17 protein-coding genes are annotated in these 23,743 nt (G+C 53.5%); 2 read left to right on the top strand and 15 right to left on the bottom strand.

Going from position 1 to position 23,743, the window contains the following annotated elements; all coding sequences use genetic code 11:
- Nucleotides 1-100: 100 nt before the first annotated feature.
- Nucleotides 101-1,549, top strand: a complete 1,449-nt coding sequence (locus AAAH10_RS11875; RefSeq protein ID WP_343563793.1) for a ShlB/FhaC/HecB family hemolysin secretion/activation protein — start codon at nt 101-103, stop codon at nt 1,547-1,549.
- A 680-nt stretch (nt 1,550-2,229) separates the two neighbouring features.
- Here AAAH10_RS11875 and meaB read toward each other — a convergent pair.
- The 6 genes from meaB to AAAH10_RS11845 form a co-directional block, all read right to left on the bottom strand.
- A complete protein-coding gene (gene meaB / locus AAAH10_RS11870) occupies nt 2,230-3,273 on the bottom strand; it encodes a methylmalonyl Co-A mutase-associated GTPase MeaB (protein ID WP_343563791.1) in 1,044 nt (347 codons plus the stop codon).
- A gap of 4 nt (nt 3,274-3,277) precedes the next feature.
- Nucleotides 3,278-5,191, bottom strand: a complete 1,914-nt coding sequence (locus tag AAAH10_RS11865; RefSeq protein ID WP_343563789.1) for an ABCB family ABC transporter ATP-binding protein/permease — start codon at nt 5,189-5,191, stop codon at nt 3,278-3,280.
- Between the two features lie 21 nt (nt 5,192-5,212).
- Entirely contained in the window at nt 5,213-7,603 is a 2,391-nt protein-coding gene (locus tag AAAH10_RS11860) for a hypothetical protein (RefSeq protein ID WP_343563787.1), read from the bottom strand.
- Nucleotides 7,604-7,713: 110 nt separating this feature from the next.
- Entirely contained in the window at nt 7,714-9,858 is a 2,145-nt protein-coding gene (scpA, locus tag AAAH10_RS11855) for a methylmalonyl-CoA mutase (protein ID WP_343563785.1), read from the bottom strand.
- A 363-nt stretch (nt 9,859-10,221) separates the two neighbouring features.
- Nucleotides 10,222-11,769 (bottom strand): ABC transporter substrate-binding protein, encoded by a 1,548-nt coding sequence (locus AAAH10_RS11850; RefSeq protein WP_343563782.1) that lies wholly within the window; start codon nt 11,767-11,769, stop codon nt 10,222-10,224.
- Nucleotides 11,770-11,809: 40 nt separating this feature from the next.
- Nucleotides 11,810-13,327 carry a sulfatase family protein gene (locus tag AAAH10_RS11845; RefSeq protein ID WP_343563780.1) on the bottom strand — a complete coding sequence of 506 codons (1,518 nt, stop codon included), beginning with the start codon at nt 13,325-13,327 and terminating at the stop codon, nt 11,810-11,812.
- 101 nt (nt 13,328-13,428) lie between these two features.
- Here AAAH10_RS11845 and AAAH10_RS11840 point away from each other — a divergent pair, with 101 nt between their 5' ends.
- The gene (locus tag AAAH10_RS11840; RefSeq protein ID WP_343563778.1) at nt 13,429-14,307 is read left to right on the top strand and encodes a LysR family transcriptional regulator; all 879 of its coding nucleotides are present in this window, start codon (nt 13,429-13,431) and stop codon (nt 14,305-14,307) included.
- Nucleotides 14,308-14,364: 57 nt separating this feature from the next.
- Here AAAH10_RS11840 and AAAH10_RS11835 read toward each other — a convergent pair whose 3' ends face one another.
- From AAAH10_RS11835 to AAAH10_RS11795, 9 genes are all read right to left on the bottom strand, one after another.
- Nucleotides 14,365-14,757, bottom strand: a complete 393-nt coding sequence (locus AAAH10_RS11835) for a carboxymuconolactone decarboxylase family protein (RefSeq protein WP_343563776.1) — start codon at nt 14,755-14,757, stop codon at nt 14,365-14,367.
- Nucleotides 14,758-14,777: 20 nt separating this feature from the next.
- Nucleotides 14,778-16,226: an NAD-dependent succinate-semialdehyde dehydrogenase gene (locus AAAH10_RS11830; RefSeq protein ID WP_343563774.1), complete on the bottom strand. Its 1,449-nt coding sequence runs from the start codon at nt 16,224-16,226 to the stop codon at nt 14,778-14,780.
- Nucleotides 16,227-16,236: 10 nt separating this feature from the next.
- Entirely contained in the window at nt 16,237-17,322 is a 1,086-nt protein-coding gene (locus tag AAAH10_RS11825) for an ABC transporter ATP-binding protein (protein WP_343563772.1), read from the bottom strand.
- Nucleotides 17,319-18,119 (bottom strand): ABC transporter permease, encoded by an 801-nt coding sequence (locus AAAH10_RS11820; RefSeq protein ID WP_343563770.1) that lies wholly within the window; start codon nt 18,117-18,119, stop codon nt 17,319-17,321. The genes AAAH10_RS11825 and AAAH10_RS11820 overlap by 4 nt, the downstream gene beginning before the upstream one ends.
- 1 nt (nt 18,120) lies before the next feature.
- Nucleotides 18,121-19,008 (bottom strand): ABC transporter permease, encoded by an 888-nt coding sequence (locus tag AAAH10_RS11815; RefSeq protein ID WP_343563768.1) that lies wholly within the window; start codon nt 19,006-19,008, stop codon nt 18,121-18,123.
- Nucleotides 19,009-19,215: 207 nt separating this feature from the next.
- Entirely contained in the window at nt 19,216-20,232 is a 1,017-nt protein-coding gene (locus AAAH10_RS11810) for an ABC transporter substrate-binding protein (protein ID WP_343563766.1), read from the bottom strand.
- Nucleotides 20,233-20,268: 36 nt separating this feature from the next.
- Complete coding sequence (locus AAAH10_RS11805; protein WP_343563764.1) at nt 20,269-21,735, bottom strand: aldehyde dehydrogenase; 1,467 nt, start codon at nt 21,733-21,735, stop codon at nt 20,269-20,271.
- A gap of 25 nt (nt 21,736-21,760) precedes the next feature.
- Nucleotides 21,761-22,798 carry an LLM class flavin-dependent oxidoreductase gene (locus AAAH10_RS11800; RefSeq protein ID WP_343563762.1) on the bottom strand — a complete coding sequence of 346 codons (1,038 nt, stop codon included), beginning with the start codon at nt 22,796-22,798 and terminating at the stop codon, nt 21,761-21,763.
- A 34-nt stretch (nt 22,799-22,832) separates the two neighbouring features.
- Complete coding sequence (locus AAAH10_RS11795) at nt 22,833-23,741, bottom strand: flavin reductase (protein WP_343563759.1); 909 nt, start codon at nt 23,739-23,741, stop codon at nt 22,833-22,835.
- Nucleotides 23,742-23,743 lie beyond the last annotated feature (2 nt).

The raw sequence follows: 23,743 nt of genomic DNA, 5'->3' as shown, positions 1-23,743 counted from the left end.
GCAATTTGTTGATGATCTGCTCTGGTGTGTAACGACGTTGCTTTCCCATTTGATTTCTCCTTATTCGCGGGTGGAATAAGTCAAAATCCGAACTCAAACAATGGAACACTTCAATGGGGGCAGGTCAGGTTCCCTTACCCTGTCCTCAAATGCGCACGCTGTAACCTCTTCCATCCGGAATTTTATCCAGACCAAGCAAATCGACAGGATGGAAAAACACGAAGATTATCACTTCGGCGATGACCCGAACGACAAGGTGGAACTGCTAAAATGGGAAGATGGTAAACCGCGGAGACTGGTCAGGATCGAAACAGATGGTAACTGGGAAGAGCGCAACGAGTTTCTAACGGTTTTTCCCGGACTGAAAGAAGGCGACCTTGTAGAACTTCATCTGCTGGAACAGGGCATCGAACAGATGAACAGACTTCCTTCAAACTCTGCAAAGATTCAACTCCTCCCCGGGGCGGAACCCGATGAAGTTATTGTACGCATCGCGAACAAACGCGGGAAACCCTTTCGCTTCAGCACAGGCATAATCAACTACGGACGAGATGTGTCCGGCGAAACAAAACTGACCAATCACTTCGAATTTGACAATCTGTTGGGAGTGAACGACTCATGGAAATTTGACTACGACACAGCCATCAAAGCGCCCAAGGGAAAAAGCGACAAATACTACTCGGGCTTTTTCTCCATTCCCTACGCTCACTGGACATTCACTCTCTTCGGTGAAAGCTATCTTTACCAGACTCCTCACGGCAAAGCCGGCGAAATTGAGCACAGGGGCGATGTCAAAGTCTATTCCGTCGAACTGGAACGCGTGGTTCAACACGACAAAAACAGCAAAACAGTTGCCGGAATGGAACTCACCAACAAAGAACACAACGGTTATTTCGATGATGTCAAACAGGACTTCAGCACAGAACTGGCCATTTTAACCTCCTCGCTTCATCACAACCGGGAGCTGCTTGGCGGAAAGGTCAGTGGGCAACTGGCTTACAGCCGTGGACTGGAGCTCTTTGGTGCCGACAAGGACCCGGCTGAAGTAACCAGCACCACCCCTCGCCCGCAGTTTGACAAGCTCAAACTCAAACTGAGCTACCATCTGCCCTTTGAGTTCGAGGACCAGAAACTGGGCTGGACCAGCGCATTCACAGGTCAGTGGAGTCCCGACACCCTGCCTGCACTTGAACGCCTTGTGATCGGCGGGAATTCAACAGTACGCGGTTTCAAGGACAGTTATCTCTTTGGAGACAACGGAGGTTACTTGCGCAACGAACTCAGTTGGTCTCTGCCGAAAACAGACGTCGAAAGCCTCGACGGACTGATCGGAGGGACTCAGCTTTTTCTGACCCACGATGCCGGCATGCTCCTCAAAGACAAAGACAGTCCCAATGAACGGGGCACCGTTCAGAGCCTTTCGGCAGGTCTGCGCTTGAACGGAGGACTGATCAGAGGACAACTGGTTTTTGCCAAACCCTTGTCAGCGCCATCCTTCATCGACAAGCAAAGTCACGAAATCTACGCAAGAATAACGCTCAATTTCTAACCTGAAGCCCCTGATCTCTCAAAGGAAAGGAACAAGGGATCAGGGGTGCCATACCTCCCTAACATCCCCTCGACACAACTGTCGATTAATTGTCTGAAACCAAATTCCCCCGGTTATGAAATCAAAGAGAAGTTTTCCCGCCATACTCTGGGCCTATGAAAACAGTCTCTGTAACAAGACCTGTCCACAGCACGACGTCCACATCTGATTCCAGAGTTTTCAGCAATCACGGGCGCACGGAATTCGACGCGTCCTCGCTTCACTTGTAAGCCTGCAACCTCCAATGACGTCCTCCTTGTGTTCCCCACTGTCTCAACTAGACCCTGAGGCAGGTTTAAGCACAAGTCGCAACACTTGCTGCTTCACAGGGAAGACGTCCCTTCGCGGCAACCAGTTTTACACGGCCTGCTGCTGCCGTCTGGTTGCCGCGAAGACCTTTTGAAAGGAGAGTTCAGAACAGGAACAGGGAGGCAGACAAGGAGACAGATCAGACCGGAACAGCTGATCCCAAACCCTCAGTGGAACCAGAGACAATCTCCCCCGCTTGAGGAATCCGGCGGGTAATCTGCCCTTTTGCATGAACCTTGTGCTGCGACCCTGCCGCCCTGAACAGGATCGCAAGAGATCATTTCACAGACTGGAACTGTCGTGTGACACCGACCCCAGGTCGCTTTCACAGATCATTCTTTCCACAACAGCTCCAACAGCTCCTGCGCCCCCTGTCCGGGTCCGAGCTGTCCTTCCAGAACAGCCTTGCGGATTTTCTCAACAGCGGGCTCTGCCGCATCCAGCTTCGTGAAAAGCTTTTCCATCGTCTGATGACGCAGCTCCTCTTCAAACCATCGCTGTCTTTGTTGCAGGCGGCGCTCTTCAAAAGCGCCCAGATCAAGGCGCTCCTGCTTCAGTGACTGCAACTCCTGCCACAACAGGTCCAGCCCGCTCTTCTCCAGCGCGGAGCACAGCAGAACGGAACGGCGGCCTGATGGTGCATTCTCTGACGGGCGATGCCCCGAAAGCTGAAGGGCGGCCCGGCAATCAGAAGCGGCTCTGCGGGCAAAGGGCAACAGTGCCCCGTCTGCCTTGTTCACAACAAAACAGTCCGGAATCTCCATCACACCCTTTTTCATGTTTTGCAGATCATCCCCCGCACCGGGAGACAGAACGAACAAAAAGAGATCGGTCAAATCGGCCACGGCAGCTTCTGACTGCCCCACTCCGACGGTCTCAACAATCACAATGTCATAACCGGCCGCTTCACAGAGCAGGATACTCTCACGGGTGCGAAAGGCCACGCCTCCCAGCGAAACACCATCGGGGGAAAACCCGGACGGTGCCGGACGGACAAAAGCCTGATCGGAACAGGACAGCTGCTCCATCCGCGTTTTGTCCCCCAGCAGGGAGCCACCCGATTGCCGGGACGAGGGATCGACAGCCAGAACCGCCACGCGGTGACCCTGCTCCAGCAGGAAAAGCCCGAGGGCTTCGATCAGGGTTGACTTGCCGGCACCCGGTGCGCCGGAAATCCCCAACCGCAAGGCAGGGGCTCTCTGCCCTTTTTCAAGCACGCTGATCAGCTTCAGAGCCGCAGGACGGTGAGACGGAGCATGGGATTCAATCAGTGTCAGGGCCTTGGACAGAGCGCGACGCTTCCCGGCCATCAGATCATCAGAAAGCTTTTGCAAGGCCTGATCACTGTATCGGCTGACGTCACGCGAACGGGTCATCGCTCTATTCCTCCAAAGCTTTTTCCGCCTCGCTCTGACGGCTCTGTTGCTTCTGCCACATCTGGGCGTATTGCCCCCCAAGCGTCATCAACTCACCATGGGTGCCCCGCTCTGCGATCTGCCCCTGATCCAGCACGATGATCTCGTCCGCGCCAACCACAGTGGAAAGCCTGTGCGCAATCATCAGCGTCGTCCGGTTTTGGGACACGGCATCCAGACTGGTCTGGATTTCCTGCTCTGTCGCAGTATCCAGTGCAGAGGTCGCCTCGTCAAAAATCAGGATTTCCGGTTCTTTGAGAACAGTCCGGGCAATTGCCACACGCTGTTTCTCACCCCCCGAAAGCTTCAGTCCACGCTCCCCGACCATGGACTCATACCCGTCCGGCAGGGACAGGACAAAATCGTGGATCCGCGCCATGCGGGCCGCTTCCTCGACTTCTTCGCGTGTCGCATCCGGGCGGCCATAGGCAATGTTGTAATAGATGCTCTCGTTAAAAAGTACCGTGTCCTGCGGCACGATCCCGATTGCCAGACGGAGGCTTTGCTGGGTCACATCCGCAATATTCTGCCCGTCGAGAAGAATTTCCCCCTCGCTGACATCATAGAAGCGATAAAGCAAACGGCTGATCGTCGACTTCCCCGCACCGCTGGAACCGACAATGGCCAGCGTCTTTCCGGGCTCAAGCCTGAAGGAAACGCCCTTCAGGATCGTTCTTCGCTCATCATAGCCAAAGACAACATTCCGGAATTCCAGTGCTCCTCCCTGCAGAACCAGATCGGCCGCATCGGGATTGTCCCGCACCTCGACCTTTTCCTTCATCAGCTCGAACATCGTGTGAATATCGATAAGCGCCTGACGGATTTCCCGGTAAACAAAGCCGAGAACATTCAGCGGCATCGAGAGCTGGATGAGATAGGCATTGACCATCACAAACTCCCCCACTGTCATCTTGCCTTCCGACACGTCATAGGCCGACATGATCATCAGCACAGCCATACCCAGCGAGATGATTGCCGACTGAATAATATTCAGAAAGGACAGGGATGTCCGGCTCCTGACTGCTGCAGTCTCATACTCGGCCATCCCCTTGTCATAACGCGATGCTTCAAATTCCTCGTTACCGAAGTACTTGACCGTCTCAAAGTTCAGCAGACTGTCCACTGCACGGTTGTTCGCATTGTTGTCGGCATCATTCATTGCCCGGCGCAAGGCAATGCGCCAGTCCGTGATCCTGATGGTCAGATAGACATAGGCAAAGATCGTCGCAAAGGGCAGAACACCAAAGCGCCAGTCAAAAAGCCACCAGAGAAGACCACAGACAAAAACAATTTCGAGGATCGTCGGAACAACATTGAACATCATGAAGATAAACATGAATTCAATGCCCTTGGTGCCCCGGTCAATAGCCCGGGTCAAACCGCCGGTTCTGCGCTCCAGATGAAACCGCAGGGACAGAGCGTGAAGATGCCTGAAACTGCGAAGGGCCACCTTGCGAATGGCATTCTGCACCACTCTGGCAAAGGTGCCCTCCCGCAGATTGTCAAAGGCAATGGCCCCGGTCCGCGCCAGGGCATAGGCCACCAGCAGGCCGACAGGGATCAGGATGAAATCCAGCGTCCCGCTCCCGACCATATCCCCGAGCCCCAGTGTCTCCAGAATTCCGTTGTCTTCCGCTGTCGGGGTGGCCCCCTTCTCATAGCCGTTCAGACTGTCAATCGCCTCCTTCAGAAAAAAGGGAACCGAAATGTTGCTGAACTTGGCAAAAAGCAGAAACAGGAAGGAAACCGCGATGCGTGAGCGCAGTCCGGTCCTGGCTTCCGGCCAGAGATAGGGCAAAACCTTTTTCAGGGACTGAAACTGGCTTTCTTCCCTTGCTCCCTTGTCTTCCTTGCGAACCGGACTGGTTGTATCACTCAAAAAAAATACTCCGGAGAGGCTCTATTCCATCCGCCCGAGCGAACGGGACAGGAGAATATAAAGCTTGCCAACATCGGCAGTCATGAAGGTTGCTGCCAGAACATCATTGCTGTCGCAATCACGCGCCTGTTCCATCAGGGAATCAAACTGATCCACATAGCGGTTCACCGCATTGCGGAAGTCACGATTGCTTTCAAAGTTCTTCTTGATCGCAGGAATGGTGAACTGATCTTTCTTGCGCAGGATATTGCGTGCGAAAATCCCGCGTTCACCGCGCTGATAGCGCTTCCAGTATTCCTCTGGGATTTCCTCATCCAGCAACCGGTTCAGCTCGACAGCAGAGGAATTGATATCCTCGATCAGAAGAGTTGCAGAACGCAGGAACTGGTCACGCTTGTTGCTTTCCGTATCCTCCCTCAGGCTCAGGGACTGACGCAGTGCCGCCTCCGTCACATGGCGGACATCCTTGCTGCGCTGATCAAGTTCTGCCACCAGTCGCGACGTGGCGCTCTGTGCTGTTTCAACAGCAGAGGTCATGATGTCGGACTGATTCTGCAGGGATGTCAGCAGTTCTGCAGATTTCATCAAGGCTCCGGCCGCAGTGGAATCAAGGGAGGCGATCACCTTGTCCGCGCGTTCTCCCATCGAACCGATCCGCTCCAGCGTTTCACCGGTCATCTGCTCCAGACGCTTGCGCTGATTGTCCAGTTCGCGCCTGAGGCGATCACCGGAATCCCGGGCATCCCGGCTTGATTCACGCAGCAGCTGCACACGGCTGTCGACAGTCTGGCGCGTGTCTTCCAGCAAGGCCTTGTAATCATCTGTCAGGCTGCGGAAGGCATCAATCTCCTCGAAGACCCCCTGCCGCAGATCCCGCACGGCAACAGAGGCCGCATTGGCACCCTCTGCAAGGGCCGCAGTCTGAATCTGATAGACCTTTGTCACTTCGGTCGTATGGCGCATGGCCTTCTCGGCCGTGTTTTCAATCAGCTGGGCCTGTTCCTGAATGCCCTGGTTGTATTCGGCAAGACTGCCACGGGCCTCGTTGTAAACCCGGTTGATCTCGCGGGTGTGCTCGGCAACACCGCCCATAATCACATCGGCCAGATCATTCAGGCGTTCACTGCCTTCCTGCAGGCTCTCGATGCTCGGGGAAATACTCTGGCTCGCACGCAGCAGTGTCTCCTGCGCCTGCGCCGTCGCCTCTGTCAGACGCGACGCCTCATCCTGTCCTGCAATTGCAACCGCTTCAGCCAGATTGCGCGTCACACTCCTGAGGTTTTCCTCAATGCGCTGGGCCTGATCTCCCAGGGCGTTGCTTTCCGTCCGGAAGCTCGCGGCCAATTCACGGGCATGCTGTGTGTTGTCCTCGAAGACCTGGTGAACCGATTTGACCTCGCTTTGCAGGGCCGAGGTAAAGCCGTCTGCCTTCGCCCCGAGATCACCGACAAGGCCTTCCATGGCGCGGTTTTCCTCACCCAGGCGCTCACGCAGCTGATCCAGCTTGTCACCCGTACCGGCCAGAACGGCTTCCACATCTGCCATGCGTGTCTGAATCAGCTTCTTGTGGCGTTCGACCTCCTCATTCACCCGCTCCTGCACCTGTGTCATCAGCTCCAGATCCTGCTGGAGACTGTTGCGCATGGCCTCGCAGGACACCTCGGCCGTGGTTCCGGCGGCTGCCATATCCTCCGCATGCTGTTTCAGCAGATCACTGGCTTCTTCCGTCCGGTCAATGGCACGCTGAACCGCCTTGTCCAGATCCGAAGTCGCCCGGTTGATGGTCCCGGCAATGGTATCCGCCATCGCTTCGCTGCGCGCACCGGCTCCCTCAAGCGCCTGGACCTGCGTGTTCACAGACTGCTGGGAACGCTCGAGAGCCTGTTCGAAAGCCGCATTGGCCCGGTCCAGACTCTCTTCCTGTTTTTGCATGGTTTCGTGAATCTGCTCGGCATTCCGGGCCGCTTCAACAGTCAGATCACTCAGACTCTCGCTGTGGGAACCAAAGGTCTTGACCAGCGAACCGACCCGCTCCTCTGCAAAGCGCGCCGCATTGGTCAAATCGTCAGCCTGTTCCTTCAACTGGTCCGTGATGGCCCGGACGCGTTTGGCATCCTCGTCATCGGGATAGGTGAGCATGTCCATCCGCCGCAGGAACTCCTGCGCTTCATCCGACAGGGCCATCCCCCGGCCATAAAAAAGCAGCCAGCACCACAGAAGCAAGAGCGGCAAAACAACGCCGGAAACAATAAGCGCCTGTTCATGAGGCAGAAGGCTCTGCACCGCAGGCCAGCCCATCTGCCTTTCAATGTAGGTGTAACATGCCCAGAGCCAGGACAAACTCGCTGCCGCCCCCGCGACCCCCAGAATACGGTGTGACGTCTTGTAGCGTGACGTCTTCTTTGTGGACATGAAACCCCCGGCAGACAAATGCTTGAAATCTTTTTGCTACTATAGCCGTTCTGCCAGCCTCACAACAACCTGTGAATGCTGTCTTTTTTTCAGGCCTTTGAGCCAAAAGCTCAGGCGTTCGCAATCAGCTCCAGAATTTCAAGCGCTGCCTTTGGAATATTGCTGCCCGGTCCATAGATTGCAGAGACCCCGGCCTCGTGGAGAGCCGGGTAGTCGTCCTGTGGAATAACCCCGCCACACACGACCAGAATGTCGTCGGCTTCCTGTGCCTTCAGCGCCTCTATCAAAGCCGGGACGAGGGTCTTGTGACCAGCAGCCTGTGTGGAAATCCCCACCACATGGACATCGTTCTCGACAGCCTGACGCGCCACTTCTTCGGGTGTCTGGAACAGCGGTCCCAGATCAACATCGAAACCGAGATCGGCAAAGGCTGTCGCGATAATATGAGCCCCGCGGTCATGACCGTCCTGTCCGAGCTTGGCAACAAGCATCCGCGGCTGTCGTCCCTCTTCCCTTGCAAAGGCAGCGACTGCACTCCGGGCTGCTTCAAAATCCCTGTCCTCTTTCATGACGGCTCCATACACTCCTGAAATCCCCGCCGCCGAAGAGTGATGCCGTCCCCAGACATCCTCCAGCTTGTCGGACAGCTCGCCAACGGTCACCCGCGCGCGCATCGCAGTCACAGAAAGCTCCAGCAGATTGCCCTCGCCACTGCGTGCTGCCTTTTCCAGGGCAGCCAGCGCCTCTTCAACCGCAGACGGATCACGGGTTGCACGGATCGTCTCCAGACGGGCAATCTGGGCATCGCGCACCACTGTGTTGTCGATATCCAGCACCTCCAGGTCTTCCTGTTCAGCAGGCTGATAGCGGTTCACGCCGACAATAACCTCTTCTCCACGGTCAATCCGCGCCTGTTTGCGCGCAGCCGCTTCTTCAATACGCTGCTTGGGCAGACCGCTTTCGACAGCACGGGTCATGCCCCCCAGTTCCTCGACTTCGGCAATCAGCGCACGTGCTTCCCGGATCAGGCTGTCTGTCAGGTTTTCGACGTAGTAGCTCCCCGCCAGAGGGTCGATGACCTTCTCCAGTGCAGCCTCTTCCTGCAGGATCAGCTGAGTGTTACGGGCAATCCGCGCAGAAAAATCCGTGGGCAGGGCAACAGCCTCATCCAGTGCATTGGTGTGCAGGGATTGCGTGCCCCCCATGACAGCAGCCATGGCCTCGATTGTTGTCCGGATCACGTTGTTGTAGGGGTCCTGCGCAGTCAGGGACACGCCTGATGTCTGGCAGTGCGTGCGCAACATCAGCGATTTTTCCGACCTGGGCTGAAAAAGCTCCTGCATGTACTCCGCCCAGAGGATCCGCGCGGCACGCAGCTTGGCAACCTCCATAAAGAAATTCATGCCGATCCCGAAGAAGAAACTCAGACGCGGTGCAAAGCTGTCCACATCCAGTCCCTTGTCCAGCGCAGCGCGCACATATTCCAGACCATCTGCAATGGTATAGGCCAGCTCCTGAACCGCTGTCGCTCCGGCTTCCTGCATGTGATAGCCGGAAATGGAGATGGAGTTGAAACGCGGCATCTCCCTTGCCGTGTAGCCGATGATGTCAGCAACAATCCGCATCGAGGGTCTGGGAGGATAGATGAAGGTGTTCCGGACCATAAACTCCTTGAGAATATCGTTCTGGATTGTCCCGGACAAAGCCGAACGCTCGACGCCCTGTTCCTCGGCCGCAACAATATAGGACGCCAGAACAGGCAAAACCGCACCGTTCATCGTCATGGAAACAGACATCTGGTCCAGCGGAATCCCCTCAAAAAGGATTTTCATATCCTCGACAGAATCAATGGCAACCCCGGCCTTCCCGACATCACCAATCACACGGGGATGATCGGAATCATAACCCCGGTGAGTGGGCAGATCGAAAGCAACGGACAGTCCCTTTTGCCCGGCTGCCAGATTGCGTTTGTAAAAAGCGTTTGACTCCTCTGCGGTCGAGAAACCGGCATACTGGCGGATTGTCCAGGGGCGCCCGGAATACATCGAGGCACGGGGCCCCCGTTTGAAAGGTGGCAAACCGGGATAATCATCCAGCGAACCTGCGTCTTCCGGCAGGTCATCAGCCGTATAGAGGGGTTTGATCCCGATCCCTTCAGGGCTCAGCCAGACCTTGTCTTCCGGTGTCGTGCCCTTGAGTTCCTTGCTGTAACGCTCTTCCCACTGAGATCTGCATTCGCCAGACGTCTTACCCATCAAACAGCCTCCCGCTCTGGAAATTCATGTCCGTTTTCTGATTGTTTTTCTTTTTTCCGGGCAACAGTATGTCGGAGATCACCCGACAGGTCCACGCTTATTCCTTACTTCCAGTAATGGCTTTCTTTCCGGCTCCCTGCTTTCAAAGCAGCAAACAATCACCCTGCATTTTCCTTGAACCAAAAATAAAGCGCACTCTCCCGAAAGATCGTGCGCTTTCATTCATTAAAATCATCCCGGAACACATCAGGACCAGCAGTTGCCCGCTACAGCAGACGCAACGGAAAGCTGTTCTCTGCATGAATACTCCAGTATCACCAGCGATTTTCCAGGAAATCCGGATTTGTCTCTGTTCGGGAACAGCTATTCTGCAAACCACCACCGGTCCAGAATCTTCCAGCCATCAAGTTCCCAGTTTGATCCCAGATGACCGCTATGCGCCAGCTTGCTGGATCTCGCGTCAACATAGTTGGCATACATCGGAACAATCGTGCCTCCATCATCCCGGACAAGAGACTGCATTTCGAAGTACATGGATCGCCTTTTGTCTTCATCCAGCTCTGATCTGGCCATAATCAGCAAGCTGTTAAAACGTTCATTCTTCCAGCCCGTATCATTCCATTTTGCATCTGCTGAATAAGCAGTCGAAAACATCCAGTCCTCTGTTGGGCGCCCTCCCCAAAAACACATGCAAAATGGTTTTTTTCTCCAGACATTAGCCCAATAACCATCATTTGCTTCCTGATTAACCGTTACATTGATCCCGGACTTCAGTGCCTGCTCCTTGAACAGAACCGCAGCATCAACAGCCCCATTAAAAGCTGCATCAGCTGCTGAGAGTTCAATATTCAGGTGATCCAAACCTGCTTTGTTCAAATAAAACCTTGCCTGATCGGGATCATAAACCGTTTGTTCAAGATCTTTGGCATAATACCGGTTTGATGGGGCGATAGGATGATCATTACCAATCCGGCCTCTGCCCTTTAATATGAATTCCACCATTAAATCCCGATTTAACGCGTGCTTCAAAGCCAGCCTTACGTTTTTGTCACGAAAAGGAGCAGTATTGATAGCCATGGGCATTGTCATGTGCTGAGTACCCGTGACCTCTTCGATAACAATATGCTGTAACCTTTCCAGATGGTGAATCGTTTTCAAATCAACGCGATTTATTGCGTGGACTTCGCCTGTTATCAGGGCTGTCTGGCGCGCAACAGCATCAGCAATCCCCAGAAGCTCCACTTCATCAAAGTTGCCGTGCCCGTCTTTCCAGTAATTGTCCTGGCGCTTCAAGATCAGATTAACGCCTGGCTCAAAGCTTACGAATTTATACCCGCCTGTACCAATGGCAGATTGCCAGTCGGCCCTGCCATCTTTTTCCTGCATGATAACAAGATGCACATCGTTGAGAATAAATGGAAAATCGGCGTTTCCATCATCCAGATGGAAAACAACAGTATGTTTGTCAGGCGCTTCCATACTGTGGATCGGAGCAACCAGCGCCCGGGCAACAGATTTTGAATCTTCAACCCTGTGATGATTGATAGAAGCAATGACATCCCTGGAGGTCATTTCCTTGCCATTATGAAACTGGACACCTTTTCTTAACTTGAAAGTCCAGGACTTTGCGTCAGGAGTACTTTCCCAGCCAACGGCCAGCTCGGGCTTTAGTTCTCCCCCTGCGGCAACTTCTGTTAAATTGTTATAGACTCCTCCCATCATTCCAACCTGCATCATCACAGAAGTCCAAAGCGCGGGATCCAGAGAGTCAGATGTATTGGCTCCAGCCAGAGCAAGACGCAACTTCCCTCCCACTCTTGGTTTCGCCCGAGTTGGCGAAATACCCACAGCCATAGCCATAGCTGTGTATGCTGATGCTTTAAGTATTCCCCGACGGTCTATATTGAACATTTGCAAAAACTCCTCTGGATTTACCGGTTTTTATTTCTCTTCAATAAACAGCGATCATCTCTCCGCCTGCGTCAGGTCGTGCGGGCCAGTCTCTTTGAATTTTCAAGATCAACTCATCCCTGACAGCTGCAAATTTTTCGTCTGAAAACAAATTCTCATGCTCATTGGGGTCATTTCTCCGGTCAAACAACTCACCCCATTCCTGATTGAGCGGGTAAATAGTCAACCGCCAGTTTTTTGTAATAACTGTTTGATTATAAAGACCTCTGTCTACTCTTGGATGATATTCGCAGAAAATATGAGACTGACCATTACAATCAGGCAAAGCCAGCATTTCGGAAAAGGACTGTCCATCGCCGCTGCTTTTCTCCAAACCGAAATAATCCTGCAGGGTCGAACGGATATCCACATGGCTCGTCAGTTGATTACGGCTACCGGCAGCAATTCCCGATCCGGAAAAAATCAGAGGAATATTAAGGACCTGCCTGTACGGGGCCGGACCTTTACGAATTAAACCGTGGTCCCCCAAGAGTTCTCCGTGATCGGAAGTAAACAGAATAACTGTATTGTCCTGGAGCCCGTTTCTGTAAACAGCCTCTTTTATCTGTCCTACCTTGGCATCAATCATAGAAACCATACCGTATGTATGCGCGATGGCCTTCCGGATTGATTTGTTGGAAATATGATGAGTCGTTTGCATAAACCCCTGTTCTTTGGGCGCACCAGGACGAACCAGGAAATCCACGTAACTCTTGCTGCTCTCATCCATGCCGTCCGAGATATAAGCAGGCATTTTGCAGAGTTCCCCATCCTTTACTTCTGGCAAGGGCATGTTTTCAGGACAATGCAATTCACTCCACGGTCTGGGCGGGGAAAAGGGATGATGGGGATCAGGAAAGGAAACAAAAAGGAAGAATGGATCATCTGAAACATCTTCCAGAAAGCGACAGGCGGATTCTGCAATCCAGCTGTTGTAATGCAATTCTTCAGGTATGGCGCTTGTCCAAACCTCATCAAAATCTTCCGGAACTGCAGATGGGCTAAATTCCGGAGAATAAAGCTTGGCAGCGTCTGAAGAGATACTGCGAAGCCATTGCGCATAATGCCCACCCTGCGTCGCTGCGACAGATTCCCCGATCAGCATATCGACAGTATCAAAGCCATAAAAAGGGCCATTCCAGCTTTGATTTTCAGGTTTTTCCCAAAAGGCATTTGAATCCGGCATCTGATATTCAGGATCAGCCAGAATTGGCTGGAAATGAAACTTGCCTACACCGTGTGTCCTGTAACCAGCCCTCTTGAAATCATGAGTGATCAAAGCAGTGTCTTCAGGAAGAGAAATCCCGTTATGCGTTAGACCGTGATGACGGGGATACAGCCCTGAAAACAGCGTTGATCTGCTGGGAGAGCAAATTTGATTAGGCGTCATATGCTGCCTGAAAACGGCGCCACTTTTCGCGAGTTCATCAATATGGGGAGTACAGGCCAGAGAGTTTCCATAACACCCAAGACTGTCAGCCCTTTGCTGATCAGACATGATGACAATCAAGTTTTTCATTGAGTCTTCCTAAAAAAATCAATGAAAAGCATGCTTCAAATTTTGTATAACAAATAGTAATTTTTATTTTGTCTGTTATTCAAAAATGATATGGATCGTAAATGTTCACCTATAAACATATAGATGCGTTCCGGGCAGTCATGACGACAGGATCGGTCACACTGGCGTCCCAGACACTTAATGTGTCACAGCCCAGCGTGAGCAGGCTTTTGAATGACCTCGAACGTAAATTTGGATGCCGCCTTTTCACCCGCCAGAGTCGCGGGATGTCACCAACACAGGAGGCACTCTTTTTTTTCGAGGAAGTCGAGAAAACATACGGAGCCATAGCAAAGCTGGAAGAAATCGCACAGGAAATCAGTCAGAGTAAATTCGGCTCGATCAATATTGGCTCAATTGCAGCTTTTGCCCAGGATATCGTTCCAAAAGCTCTAAAGGATTTGGATTTAATCGAAAACAATATATCAACGCGCTTACACACGTTCAGCTCCAGAAGAATTACAACCTGGGTTGCGAACGGATATCTGGACCTCGGCATTGTTTTTGCCGAACAGGATCTGACTGCCATAGAAACGATATATACCTCTTCCGCCAGTCACAAATGCCTTATGCTCCCCGAGCATGCACTTGCCCAAAATCAGGATTCTCTGGATATAACAGATCTTCAACAAAACACTTTCGTGTGTATCCCTGACACAGCCGAAGAGTCTACACACAAGAACAAGAGCAATATACTGGCAGAAACATCGATTGCTGCAGCAAACATTGCCCGAAACCTGAAGTGTCTGGCTTTGGTGGACCCGTTTACAGCGCAGTTCTTCACGGAAAACTTCGGAATGATAGCAAAGGATATCCGAAACATACCGGAATATAGGTTCGCGATAATTAAACCTGTTGGAAAGCAGGCTTCACAACTGTCGGAAAAATTTGTGGCAACCGCGATCAGAGAGATCGAAAAAATAAGCAGTAAACCGGCATAACTGTTAATAACGCCAATTATGCCGGTTCAGGAACACTGCGCGATCAACTCGCGCAAACTACAACAGCCCCTCTTCCTCCAGAACCTTGCGGGCGACACGAAAACATTCCACGCCCTGGGGAACACCGGCATAAATCGCAATAACATGACAGGCGGCCCGGATTTGATCTCTGGTCACACCATTGCGCAGGGCGCCCTTACAATGCAGTTCCCATTCATGCATCTTGCCCAGGGCACCAATCATGGACAGATTCATCAGGGATCTTGTTTTTGCATCAAGAGTTTCATCACCCCAGCCAAAGCCCCAGCACCACTGGGTCATGGCTTCCTGAAAGGGTCTGGAAAAATCATCGGCAGCAGCCAGATTTTTCTCGACATACTCGGCCCCGAGTGTCGCCTTTCTCTTTTCCAGACCGACAGAGAAAAGCGTTTCATCAAAACTGTTCGACATTTTCTGCTTCCGATCTGTGACTAAAGGCTGAGACAGACATATTTCAGCTCAAGGTAATCCTCAATTCCGTATTTGGAACCTTCCCTGCCAAGACCCGATTGCTTGACGCCGCCAAAGGGAGCCACCTCTGTGGAAATCAACCCTGTGTTGACACCGACCATGCCGTATTCAAGCGCCTCGGCAACCTTGAAAACATTCGAGAGATCCTGCGAATAGAAATAGGACGCAAGACCGAACTCCGTGTCGTTGGCCGCCTCCAGAACCTCTTCAACCTCCGAGAAGCGGAAAAGGGGCGCGAGAGGACCAAACGTTTCTTCCTTTGCAATCTTCATCCCGGCTGTCACGCCGCTCAGAACCGTTGGCTCGAAAAAGGTTCCTCCCTGTTCGCCTCGTTTTCCTCCAACCAGAATTTCTGCTCCTCCGGCCACAGCATCGCCAAGATGCTCTTCCACCTTTTCAACAGCAGCCTGGCTGATCAGGGGACCAATCGCAACATCGGCCTCGAAACCGTCACCCATTTTCAACTGGCGGACCGCCTTTGCAAGCTTGCCTGCAAAGGCATCATAGACGCCATCCTGCACATAGATACGGTTGGAACACACACAGGTTTGTCCGGCATTTCGGAACTTGGAAATCAAAGCGCCCTCAACAGCCTTGTCCAGATCAGCATCGTCAAAGACGATAAAGGGTGCGTTGCCACCAAGCTCCAGACTCAGCTTCTTGATCTGTTCGGAACTCTGCCGCATCAGGATGCGTCCGACATTGGTTGAACCGGTAAAGCTCAGCTTGTTGACTTTCGCACTTGTGCACAGCTCCAGCCCGATACCGCGGCTGTCCGTGGAGGGAAGGACAGACAAAACGCCCGCAGGAATGCCGGCTTCCTCGCCCAGCAGCGCCAGCGCCAGTGCAGAGAGGGGCGTTTCCTGTGCGGGCTTGACAACCATTGCGCAGCCCGCAGCCAGTGCCGGAGCAACCTTCCGGGTAATCATGGCATTGGGAAAGTTCCAGGGCGTGATCGCCCCAGCCACACCGACAGGCTGTTTCATCACAACAATACGCTTGTCACGCTGATGTCCCGGTATGGTGTCACCATAGATCCGCTTTGCCTCTTCGGCAAACCACTCGACGAAGCTGGCACCGTAGGCGATCTCTCCCATGGCCTCGGCCTTGGGCTTTCCCATTTCCGCGGTCAGCAGGGTTGCAAGGTCCTCCTGATGCTCCATCAGCAGATCATGCCAGCGGCGCAGAACAGCAGAGCGCTCCTTACCCGTCAGGGCAGCCCATTCCTTCTGTGCCTTGTACGCCCGGTCAATCGCCCGTTTCGCATCATCAACAGAAGCATTGGCAACCAGCGCCAGTCTTTCCCCGCCAGAAGGATTGACAACCGGAAAACGCTCTTCCTTGCCGCACCATTCTCCTCCGATAAACATGTCTGATTGAAGGAGGTCCTGTCTTTTTAAATTCAGCATTCCTGTCTCTCTACTCTGCAAAGATATGCGCCACATCAGGTGACCAGTTCACGAAAAGCCGATCGCCCCGGGACAGCCCCTGAACACACTCGTGCCCGTACGGCAGGCGAACAGCCAGTTCATCATCCCAGGCCGTCGTTGCCTTCACATGCGTGTTGTTACCCAGAAAGGTCACGTCCGAGATCGTAACCGGAATACTGGACCGCATGGCATCGGGCTGACGGGCGAGATCAATGCGCTCCGGGCGCAGCATCAGGGAGGTTTCATTCCCGACCAGAACATTGCCGTGCGTCGGAATACCGGATGCAATGGAACCATCGGCGAAGCGGATATTGGCCTTCCCGTTCTCGACAGCCATGACCTGGCATCGCATAAAGTCGGAATCACCAATGAAATCGGCCACAAAACGCGTCGAGGGATTGCTGTAAAGCTCCGGCCCTGTTCCGATCTGGTCAATCACGCCCTTTGAGAAAACCGCGATCCTGTCAGACAGGCGCAGGGCTTCCTCCTGATCATGTGTGACATAGAGGATCGTCACACCGGTTTCGTGGTGAATGCGCCGGATTTCGTGCTGGATTTCCTCCCGCAGCTTTTTGTCCAGCGCGGAAAGAGGTTCATCCATCAGCAGAACCGGAGGATCGTAGGCCAGCGCCCGGGCCAGCGCGACACGCTGCTGTTGTCCGCCCGACATGTTGGCCGGCATTCTGTCTTCAAAACCTTCAAGGCGAACCAGGGACAGCACATGCCTGACCCTTTCGGCAATTTCAGCCTGCGGACGCCTGCGGACGCGCAGGGGGAAGGCTACATTTTCCCCCACGGACAGATGTGGGAAAAGCGTGTAACGCTGAAAGACCATACCGATATTGCGCTGATGCGAAGGCGTATCCAGCAAGGTTCTTCCGTTCAGCAGAATATCCCCTCTGGTCGGGTCCTGAAACCCTGCAAGAATATAGAGCGTGGTTGACTTCCCGGATCCCGACGGCCCGAGAAAGGTCATGAACTCCCCTTTCTCGATCGTCATGGAAACATTCTCGACAGCAACAACCTTGCCGTACTGTTTTTTCAAACCGTCAATTTGCAGAAACGGGGATGTCATGACTTTTTCCCTTTTCGAATGAAGGCCACCAGCACCATCAGGGCAACGGTAAAGGCGATAAGCAGGGTGGAAGCTGACGCAATAACCGGCGTCAGATCCTGACGAAGTGTTCCCCAGATCTTTACAGGCAGGGTCTGCAGGGTTGGACTTGCCATGAAAATGGCCAGCACCACCTCGTCCCAGGAAATCAGGAAGGAAAAGATCGCTGCGGAAAACAATCCATGCTGAATGGAGGGAAGTGTGACCCGGAACCGGGCTTCCCACGGGGACGCCCCGCAGAGGACAGCAGCATCTTCAATCGACTGATCGAATGACTCCAGGGCATTGGAAATCGTGATGATCGAAAAAGGCAGGGCAACAATCAGATGGGCGATCACAAAGCCTGTCAGGGTTCCGTTGAGACCCAGCTCTAGAAAAAGAGCATAAAGAGCCACAGCCAGCACCACGAGAGGTAGAACCATCGGCGTCAGGAAAAACGCCCTGAGCACTTCCCGTCCCCTGAAAGTTCCCTTTGTGAGAGCAATGGACGCCAGCAGACCAAAGATCAGCGACAAGACAGTCACAATCGATGCAATCTTGGCCGAGGTCAGCATGGATTCCAGCCAGCGCGGATCGGCGAACAGCTCTTCGTACCACTTCAGGGTCCAGTCCGGAGGCGGGAAAATCAGCCAGCGAGAAGAACCAAAGGAAAGAGCGACAATAAAGAGGATTGGAACCAGCAGGAAAACACCGGTCAGGACCGCAATCCCGTTCAGCACCCATTTCCAGGACCCAAGGCGTTGATACGACAACAACATCTCACTGTCCTCCCTTCTGCACGCCAACAAACTTCAATTGCAAACTGTAAAGAAGGAGCGTCACAACCAGCAGAACGAAAGCAGCGGCTCCACCCAGCCCCCAATCCACCAGGGACTGGACAAGCTGTGCGATCAGCTCGGCAAGCATCATGTTTGACGTGCCACCGAGCAATGCAGGCGTGACGAAGTATCCCAGAGACATCACAAAAACCATCAGTCCACCAGCAGCCATGCCCTGGAAGGAAAGAGGCAGCAACACACGGGTCAGGGCCTGCCATCGGCTCGCGCCGCACAGCGATGCAGCCTGGAGGATGGCCGGGTCTATTTTTTTGATAACGCCATAGAGCGGAAGAATGATGAAAGGCAGCATAATATAGGTCATGCCAATTGTGACCCCGACGAGATTGTTCACAAGAGGCAGCGGACTGTCGATGAGACCCAGGTCCAGAAGCGTCTTGTTGATCACGCCTGTTCTTTGCAGCAACACCATCCATGCATAGGTTCGCGCCAGCAGGTTCGTCCACATTGACAACAGGACAATGGCAAACAGTATCGTGGCCCAGCGCTGGGGCATGATGGCCAGCATCCACGAAACAGGGAACCCCACAAGAAGGGATAACGCGGTCACCAGCGCAGAGACCATAAAAGTGTTCAGGAAAACCTTGGCATAGGTCGCTGTACCAAAGAGTTCGGCATAGTTCTGAAAACCGGTCACAGGCTCTGTTACCGAACGCAATAGAAGCGACAGAACCGGCACAACGAAAAACAGCAGCAGGAGAATCAGGGCAGGCAGTGCAAAGTTGAAACCGTTTGCCTGCATGCGTTTCACCAGACTTCTCCGGTCCTTATCCTCTGGTGTTGTTCCTCCAGACAGAATTGTCTGACTCATCGTCTCATCCTCAATCAGGGTCTGTCAGATAAGGCAAACCAGCCTGCCGAGCTTTGCATCAGCAGCCTTCGCCTTCTTCCCGGTTCTTTTGTTTGATTTTTCAGACTTGCGGAGTGCTGTTTCCCTTCAGGACCCCGGCATCTGTCAACCTGAATGCCTGAGGCAGGAGCGCGGGAAAGACACCCTGGCTCCTGCCTCCTGCAACGTTTACTCGGCCTGCCAGGCGTACCAGCGCTTCCCGATGACATCCCGGTTTTGAGCCCAGTACCGGACATCCGTGTTCACCTGGTTTGCATCCTGAACATCAGGAAGCGTTGCCCGGACATCCGGCTCCATCACGTCACCTGATTTCAGGTTGATCGGCGCGTATCCGGAGAGTGTGGCAAACTCTGCCTGCCCCTTGGCACTGGACGCAACAGCCAGAAACTTCATGGCCGCATCCCTGTTTTTCGCTCCCCTGGGAATGACAAGCGCATCTGCGGCTGTAATGTTCTGGTCCCAGGAGATTCCGATATCAAGTCCGTCCTTCTGCAGGGCCGTCAAACGGCCGTTCCAGAACATGCCAAGCGGTGTTTCGGATGAAGCCAGAAGCTGCTGGGACTGCGCACCGCCGCCCCACCAGATGATGTCATCCTTGATTGTGTCCAGCTTCGCAAAAGCCCGGTCCAGATCGAGCGGATAAAGATTTTCCGGAGCCACACCGTCCGCCAGCAGGGCCGCTTCAATCACACCGGGTGCAGACCATTTGTAGAAAGCCCGCTTGCCGGGAAACCTTTCCGTATCAAACAGATCGGCCCAGGTTTTGGGGGTCTCACCGCCAAAGGCACCTGCATTGAAACCCAGCACAAAGGAATAGTAGAAACTGCCAATGCTGTAATCCGTTACAAAGCGCGGGTCCAGATTGCTCCGGTCAATAATGGAGAAATCAAGCTTTTCCAGCAGTCCGGCCTCACCGGCCTGGACAGCGTAATCGAACTCGACATCAACAACATCCCAGCTCACAGAACCGGATTCAACCATGGCTTTGATCTTGCCATAATCCGTCGGGCCATCCTGAACGACACTCACACCGCTTTCTTCGGAAAACGGCTTGGCCCAGGCTTCAGCCTGTGCGTCCTGCGTCGTGCCTCCCCAGCTGGAAAAAACCATTTCGTCTGCTTTTGCGCCCAGAGAGCTGAAGCCAAGTGCAACGCTCAGGGCACCAATAATGATACCGTTTTTCATCATAGTTGTTCCTTTTTTGAAGCTTTCCTCTGTTCCCTACCGCATGACAAACGGGTCATGGATCGGTTCGTCTGATGTTCTCAGCCAGACTGTTTTTGTTGTTGTGTAGTCCAGAGCGGCCTGCAAACCGCCCTCGCGTCCATGGCCGGAGAGGCCATAGCCGCCAAATGCAGCAATGGGCGAAACAGCCCTGTAGGTGTTGACCCAGACAACACCCGCCTGCAGTTTCCTGATCATGCGATGCGCACGTGTCAGGTTTTGGGTAAAGACCCCCGCTGCCAGACCAAAAGCTGTACCATTGGCCAGACGAAGGGCTTCTTCCTCCGTTTCAAATGAAAGAACGGACAGAACGGGTCCAAAAAGCTCATTGGTCACAGATGCAGCCTCTGGCACCTCTGAACAGTCCAGAATGGTCGGGGCATAATAGAAACCGGGTCTCTCAAGGGCTACGCCACCTGTCACCAGTCTGGCTCCCTGCTCACAGCTTTTCCCGACAATGGTCCGGATGTGATCAAGCTGCCTCTGCGTACACAAGGGCCCGACTTCCGTCCCCATGTCATCCGGCAGACCAATGGTGATTTTCTCGGCCTTTTCCTTCAGACGGGCCAGAAAACGGTCCTTGATCCCCTTCGCAATCAACAGGCGTGATCCGGCAACACAGCTTTGACCGGCAGCCGCAAAAATGCCGGAGACCTGTGCATTGGCAGCACTTTCAATATCCGCATCATCGAAAACAATAAACGGTGATTTCCCGCCCAGTTCCAGAGACGTCGTTGCAAGATTTTCTGCAGAATTGCGCACGATATGTCGCGCTGTTTCAGGGCCTCCTGTAAAGGCGATATGGTGGACATCCGGATGTTGTGTCAGCGCCTGACCACAATCCGCCCCAAAACCGGTGACAATGTTCACAACTCCGGCAGGGAAACCGGCCTGATGAATGATCTCGGCAAATTTCAGGAGCGGAGCAGGTCCGTCCTCTGAAGCCTTGAGAACAACAGTACAGCCCGCAGCAAGAGCCGGTCCCAGTTTGACAGCGGCCAGGAAGAGCTGACTGTTCCAGGGAACAATCGCGGCAACAACCCCGACAGGCTCCCGGCGCAGCCAGACATCCATGTCAGGCTTGTCGATCGGAAGGTGTGCCCCTTCGATCTTGTCTGCCAGACCGGCATAGTAGCGATAGTAATCCGCAACATATGCAATCTGGGCAGAGGTCTCCCGAATGATCTTCCCGGTGTCACGGGTTTCCAGCTCGGCCAGCTGCCCGGAATGCTCCTCGATCAGATCAGCAAGCCGCGCCAGCAGTTTCCCGCGCCGGGTCGCATTCAGATCCGCCCACTCCGGAGAGAGAAAAGCCCGATTGGCAGCTTTGACAGCTCTATCAACATCCGATGCGGAAGCCCGGGGCATCATTGCCCAGACTTTCCCGCTGGCAGGATCAAGGCTTTCGAACCGGGCAGAACCCTCTTCAAAAACCCCGTCAACATAGCATTTGAACTGTTGCATCGGGCTGTCCTTTCAAATCAGGCCTTTACTCAAAAGCAGGCATGACATCGTTGATAAAGCGCTCAAGCGAGGCCTTTTTACGCTCGAAGCTCATGCCGCTGTCGATCCAGAAGGAATACTCGTCATATCCCAGGGCCTCATAAGCCTTCAGACGTTTGATCACGGTGTCTGTATCGCCGATCACATTGTTCTCGCGCATGCTCTGCGCAGAATAGATCGGGTGGTTGGCGATATCCTCTTCACTCAGCTCTTCGATCAGTCCCTGCGTGATCGGCCGCTCATTTTTGAACCAGGCACCAAAGTAGTTGTAAAAACGGTTGATCTCTTCTGCACCCTGCTGAACATCAGCTTCGCTGTCACCAACATAGGTGTGACGCAACAGCATGATTTTGGGACGCTGAACATCCGGATTTTTATCGCAGGCAGCATTGAAGCGGTCCATCAGGCTTTCGACTTCATCATCCCCGAGCCACAGGGGGGTCACCTGGACATTGCATCCATTGGCAACGGCAAACTCGTGGCTGTTGGGATCACGCGCGGCAACCCAGATCGGCGGATGGGGGTCCTGCACGGGTTTTGGCGCCGAGGTTGTTTTCGGGAAAGACCAGAATTCCCCCTTGTGCTCGTAGTCGCCTTTCCACAGTTCCTTGACAGCCGGAACAATCTCGCGAAGCATCTGGCCACATTTCCACGGCTCAAGATCGTCTCCCATCCGCTCGTATTCAAACGAATAGGCCCCCCGGGCAATACCGATGTCCAGGCGTCCATCCATGATGATATCAGACATGGCAGCTTCACCGGCCAGTTTGATCGGATGCCAGAAAGGAGCAACAATCGTTCCTGTTCCCAGCCGCACATTTTTCGTCCGGCGCGCCAGATCAACCAGATTGAGGAAAGGATTGGGCGCAATGGTAAAATTCATCCCGTGATGCTCGCCGGTCCAGATCGCGTGCATACCGCCTCTGTCAGCAATCTCACAAAGCTGGATAAACTCGTCATAGAGCTTTTTCTGGCTCTCTTCAGCCGAAATACGTTCAAGATGAACAAAAAGAGAAAACTTCATCTTCGGTTGTTCCCTGTCTTTATAAGGTTAAGGTTCAATAAATCTGGCGAACCTCGCCCCTGTCCTGATTTCCCAGATAAATACCGTAATTGCCCATATGGCTCTCTTCCACAAAGCGGCGCAGCATGACCTGGACAGCAGTGTCTGCAACGCGCCCGACATTCTCCTCGTCTGCCGGGAGGAAAACACCCTTCACACTGCTCTCGTCAGCTGCGGTGCAGTGATAGACAAGATGCTGTGTGCTGCTTTGAAGATCCTCGTAAACCGAATAGATAAAACCGATCGAAGCCGTCGCCCCGACCTCTCCAAGGAGCTGTTCGAGATTGTTGCTGGGCACTCCCTGCTTCACGTCTCTGGTCGGAAGCGAGAGCTGTCCCCCTTGATCCTGCACAAAGAGAATTTTCCCGTCCTTTTCAATCAGGGCACTCACCACAACATCCGTATTGGACTGAAGCGCCTGCGCTTCCAGAGCCGGAGTAAAATAGGCTCCACGAGCATAACCGAGCCCGCTTGCAGAGCCATTTTCAAAGGCCTTCACCTCTCCGATCAGAATGGCGTGATCACCGGCATCAACAACCTGGTGCATGGAGCAGTCGAACCAGGCAGACACACCCTCGAATACGGGAGAACCGTTCGGCCCGTCTTTCCACGAGACAGCAGCAAAACGATCCTCGACCCTGCTGGCAAAGGTGTTGGAAACGTCCTTCTGTTCTTCAGCCAGAACATTCACGGCAAAACCGGCCGCAGACGTCATTGCTTCATAGTTGGAAGAACTCCTGGCCAGACAAACCAGCAGCAAAGGCGGATCAAGCGAAACGGAGGAAAAGGAGTTTGCTGTAAACCCTAGAGGTTTGCCATCTGCGCTGTAACTGGTCACAACGGTAACGCCGGTCATAAACGCTCCGAAGGCATCTCTGAGTGCACGTGGATTATCAATTGTCATGG

Source organism: Carbonatibacter coralli (assembly GCF_039592655.1).
Classification (GTDB): domain Bacteria; phylum Pseudomonadota; class Alphaproteobacteria; order Kiloniellales; family Kiloniellaceae; genus Carbonatibacter; species Carbonatibacter coralli.
This window is presented reverse-complemented; position numbering and strand designations above follow the sequence as displayed.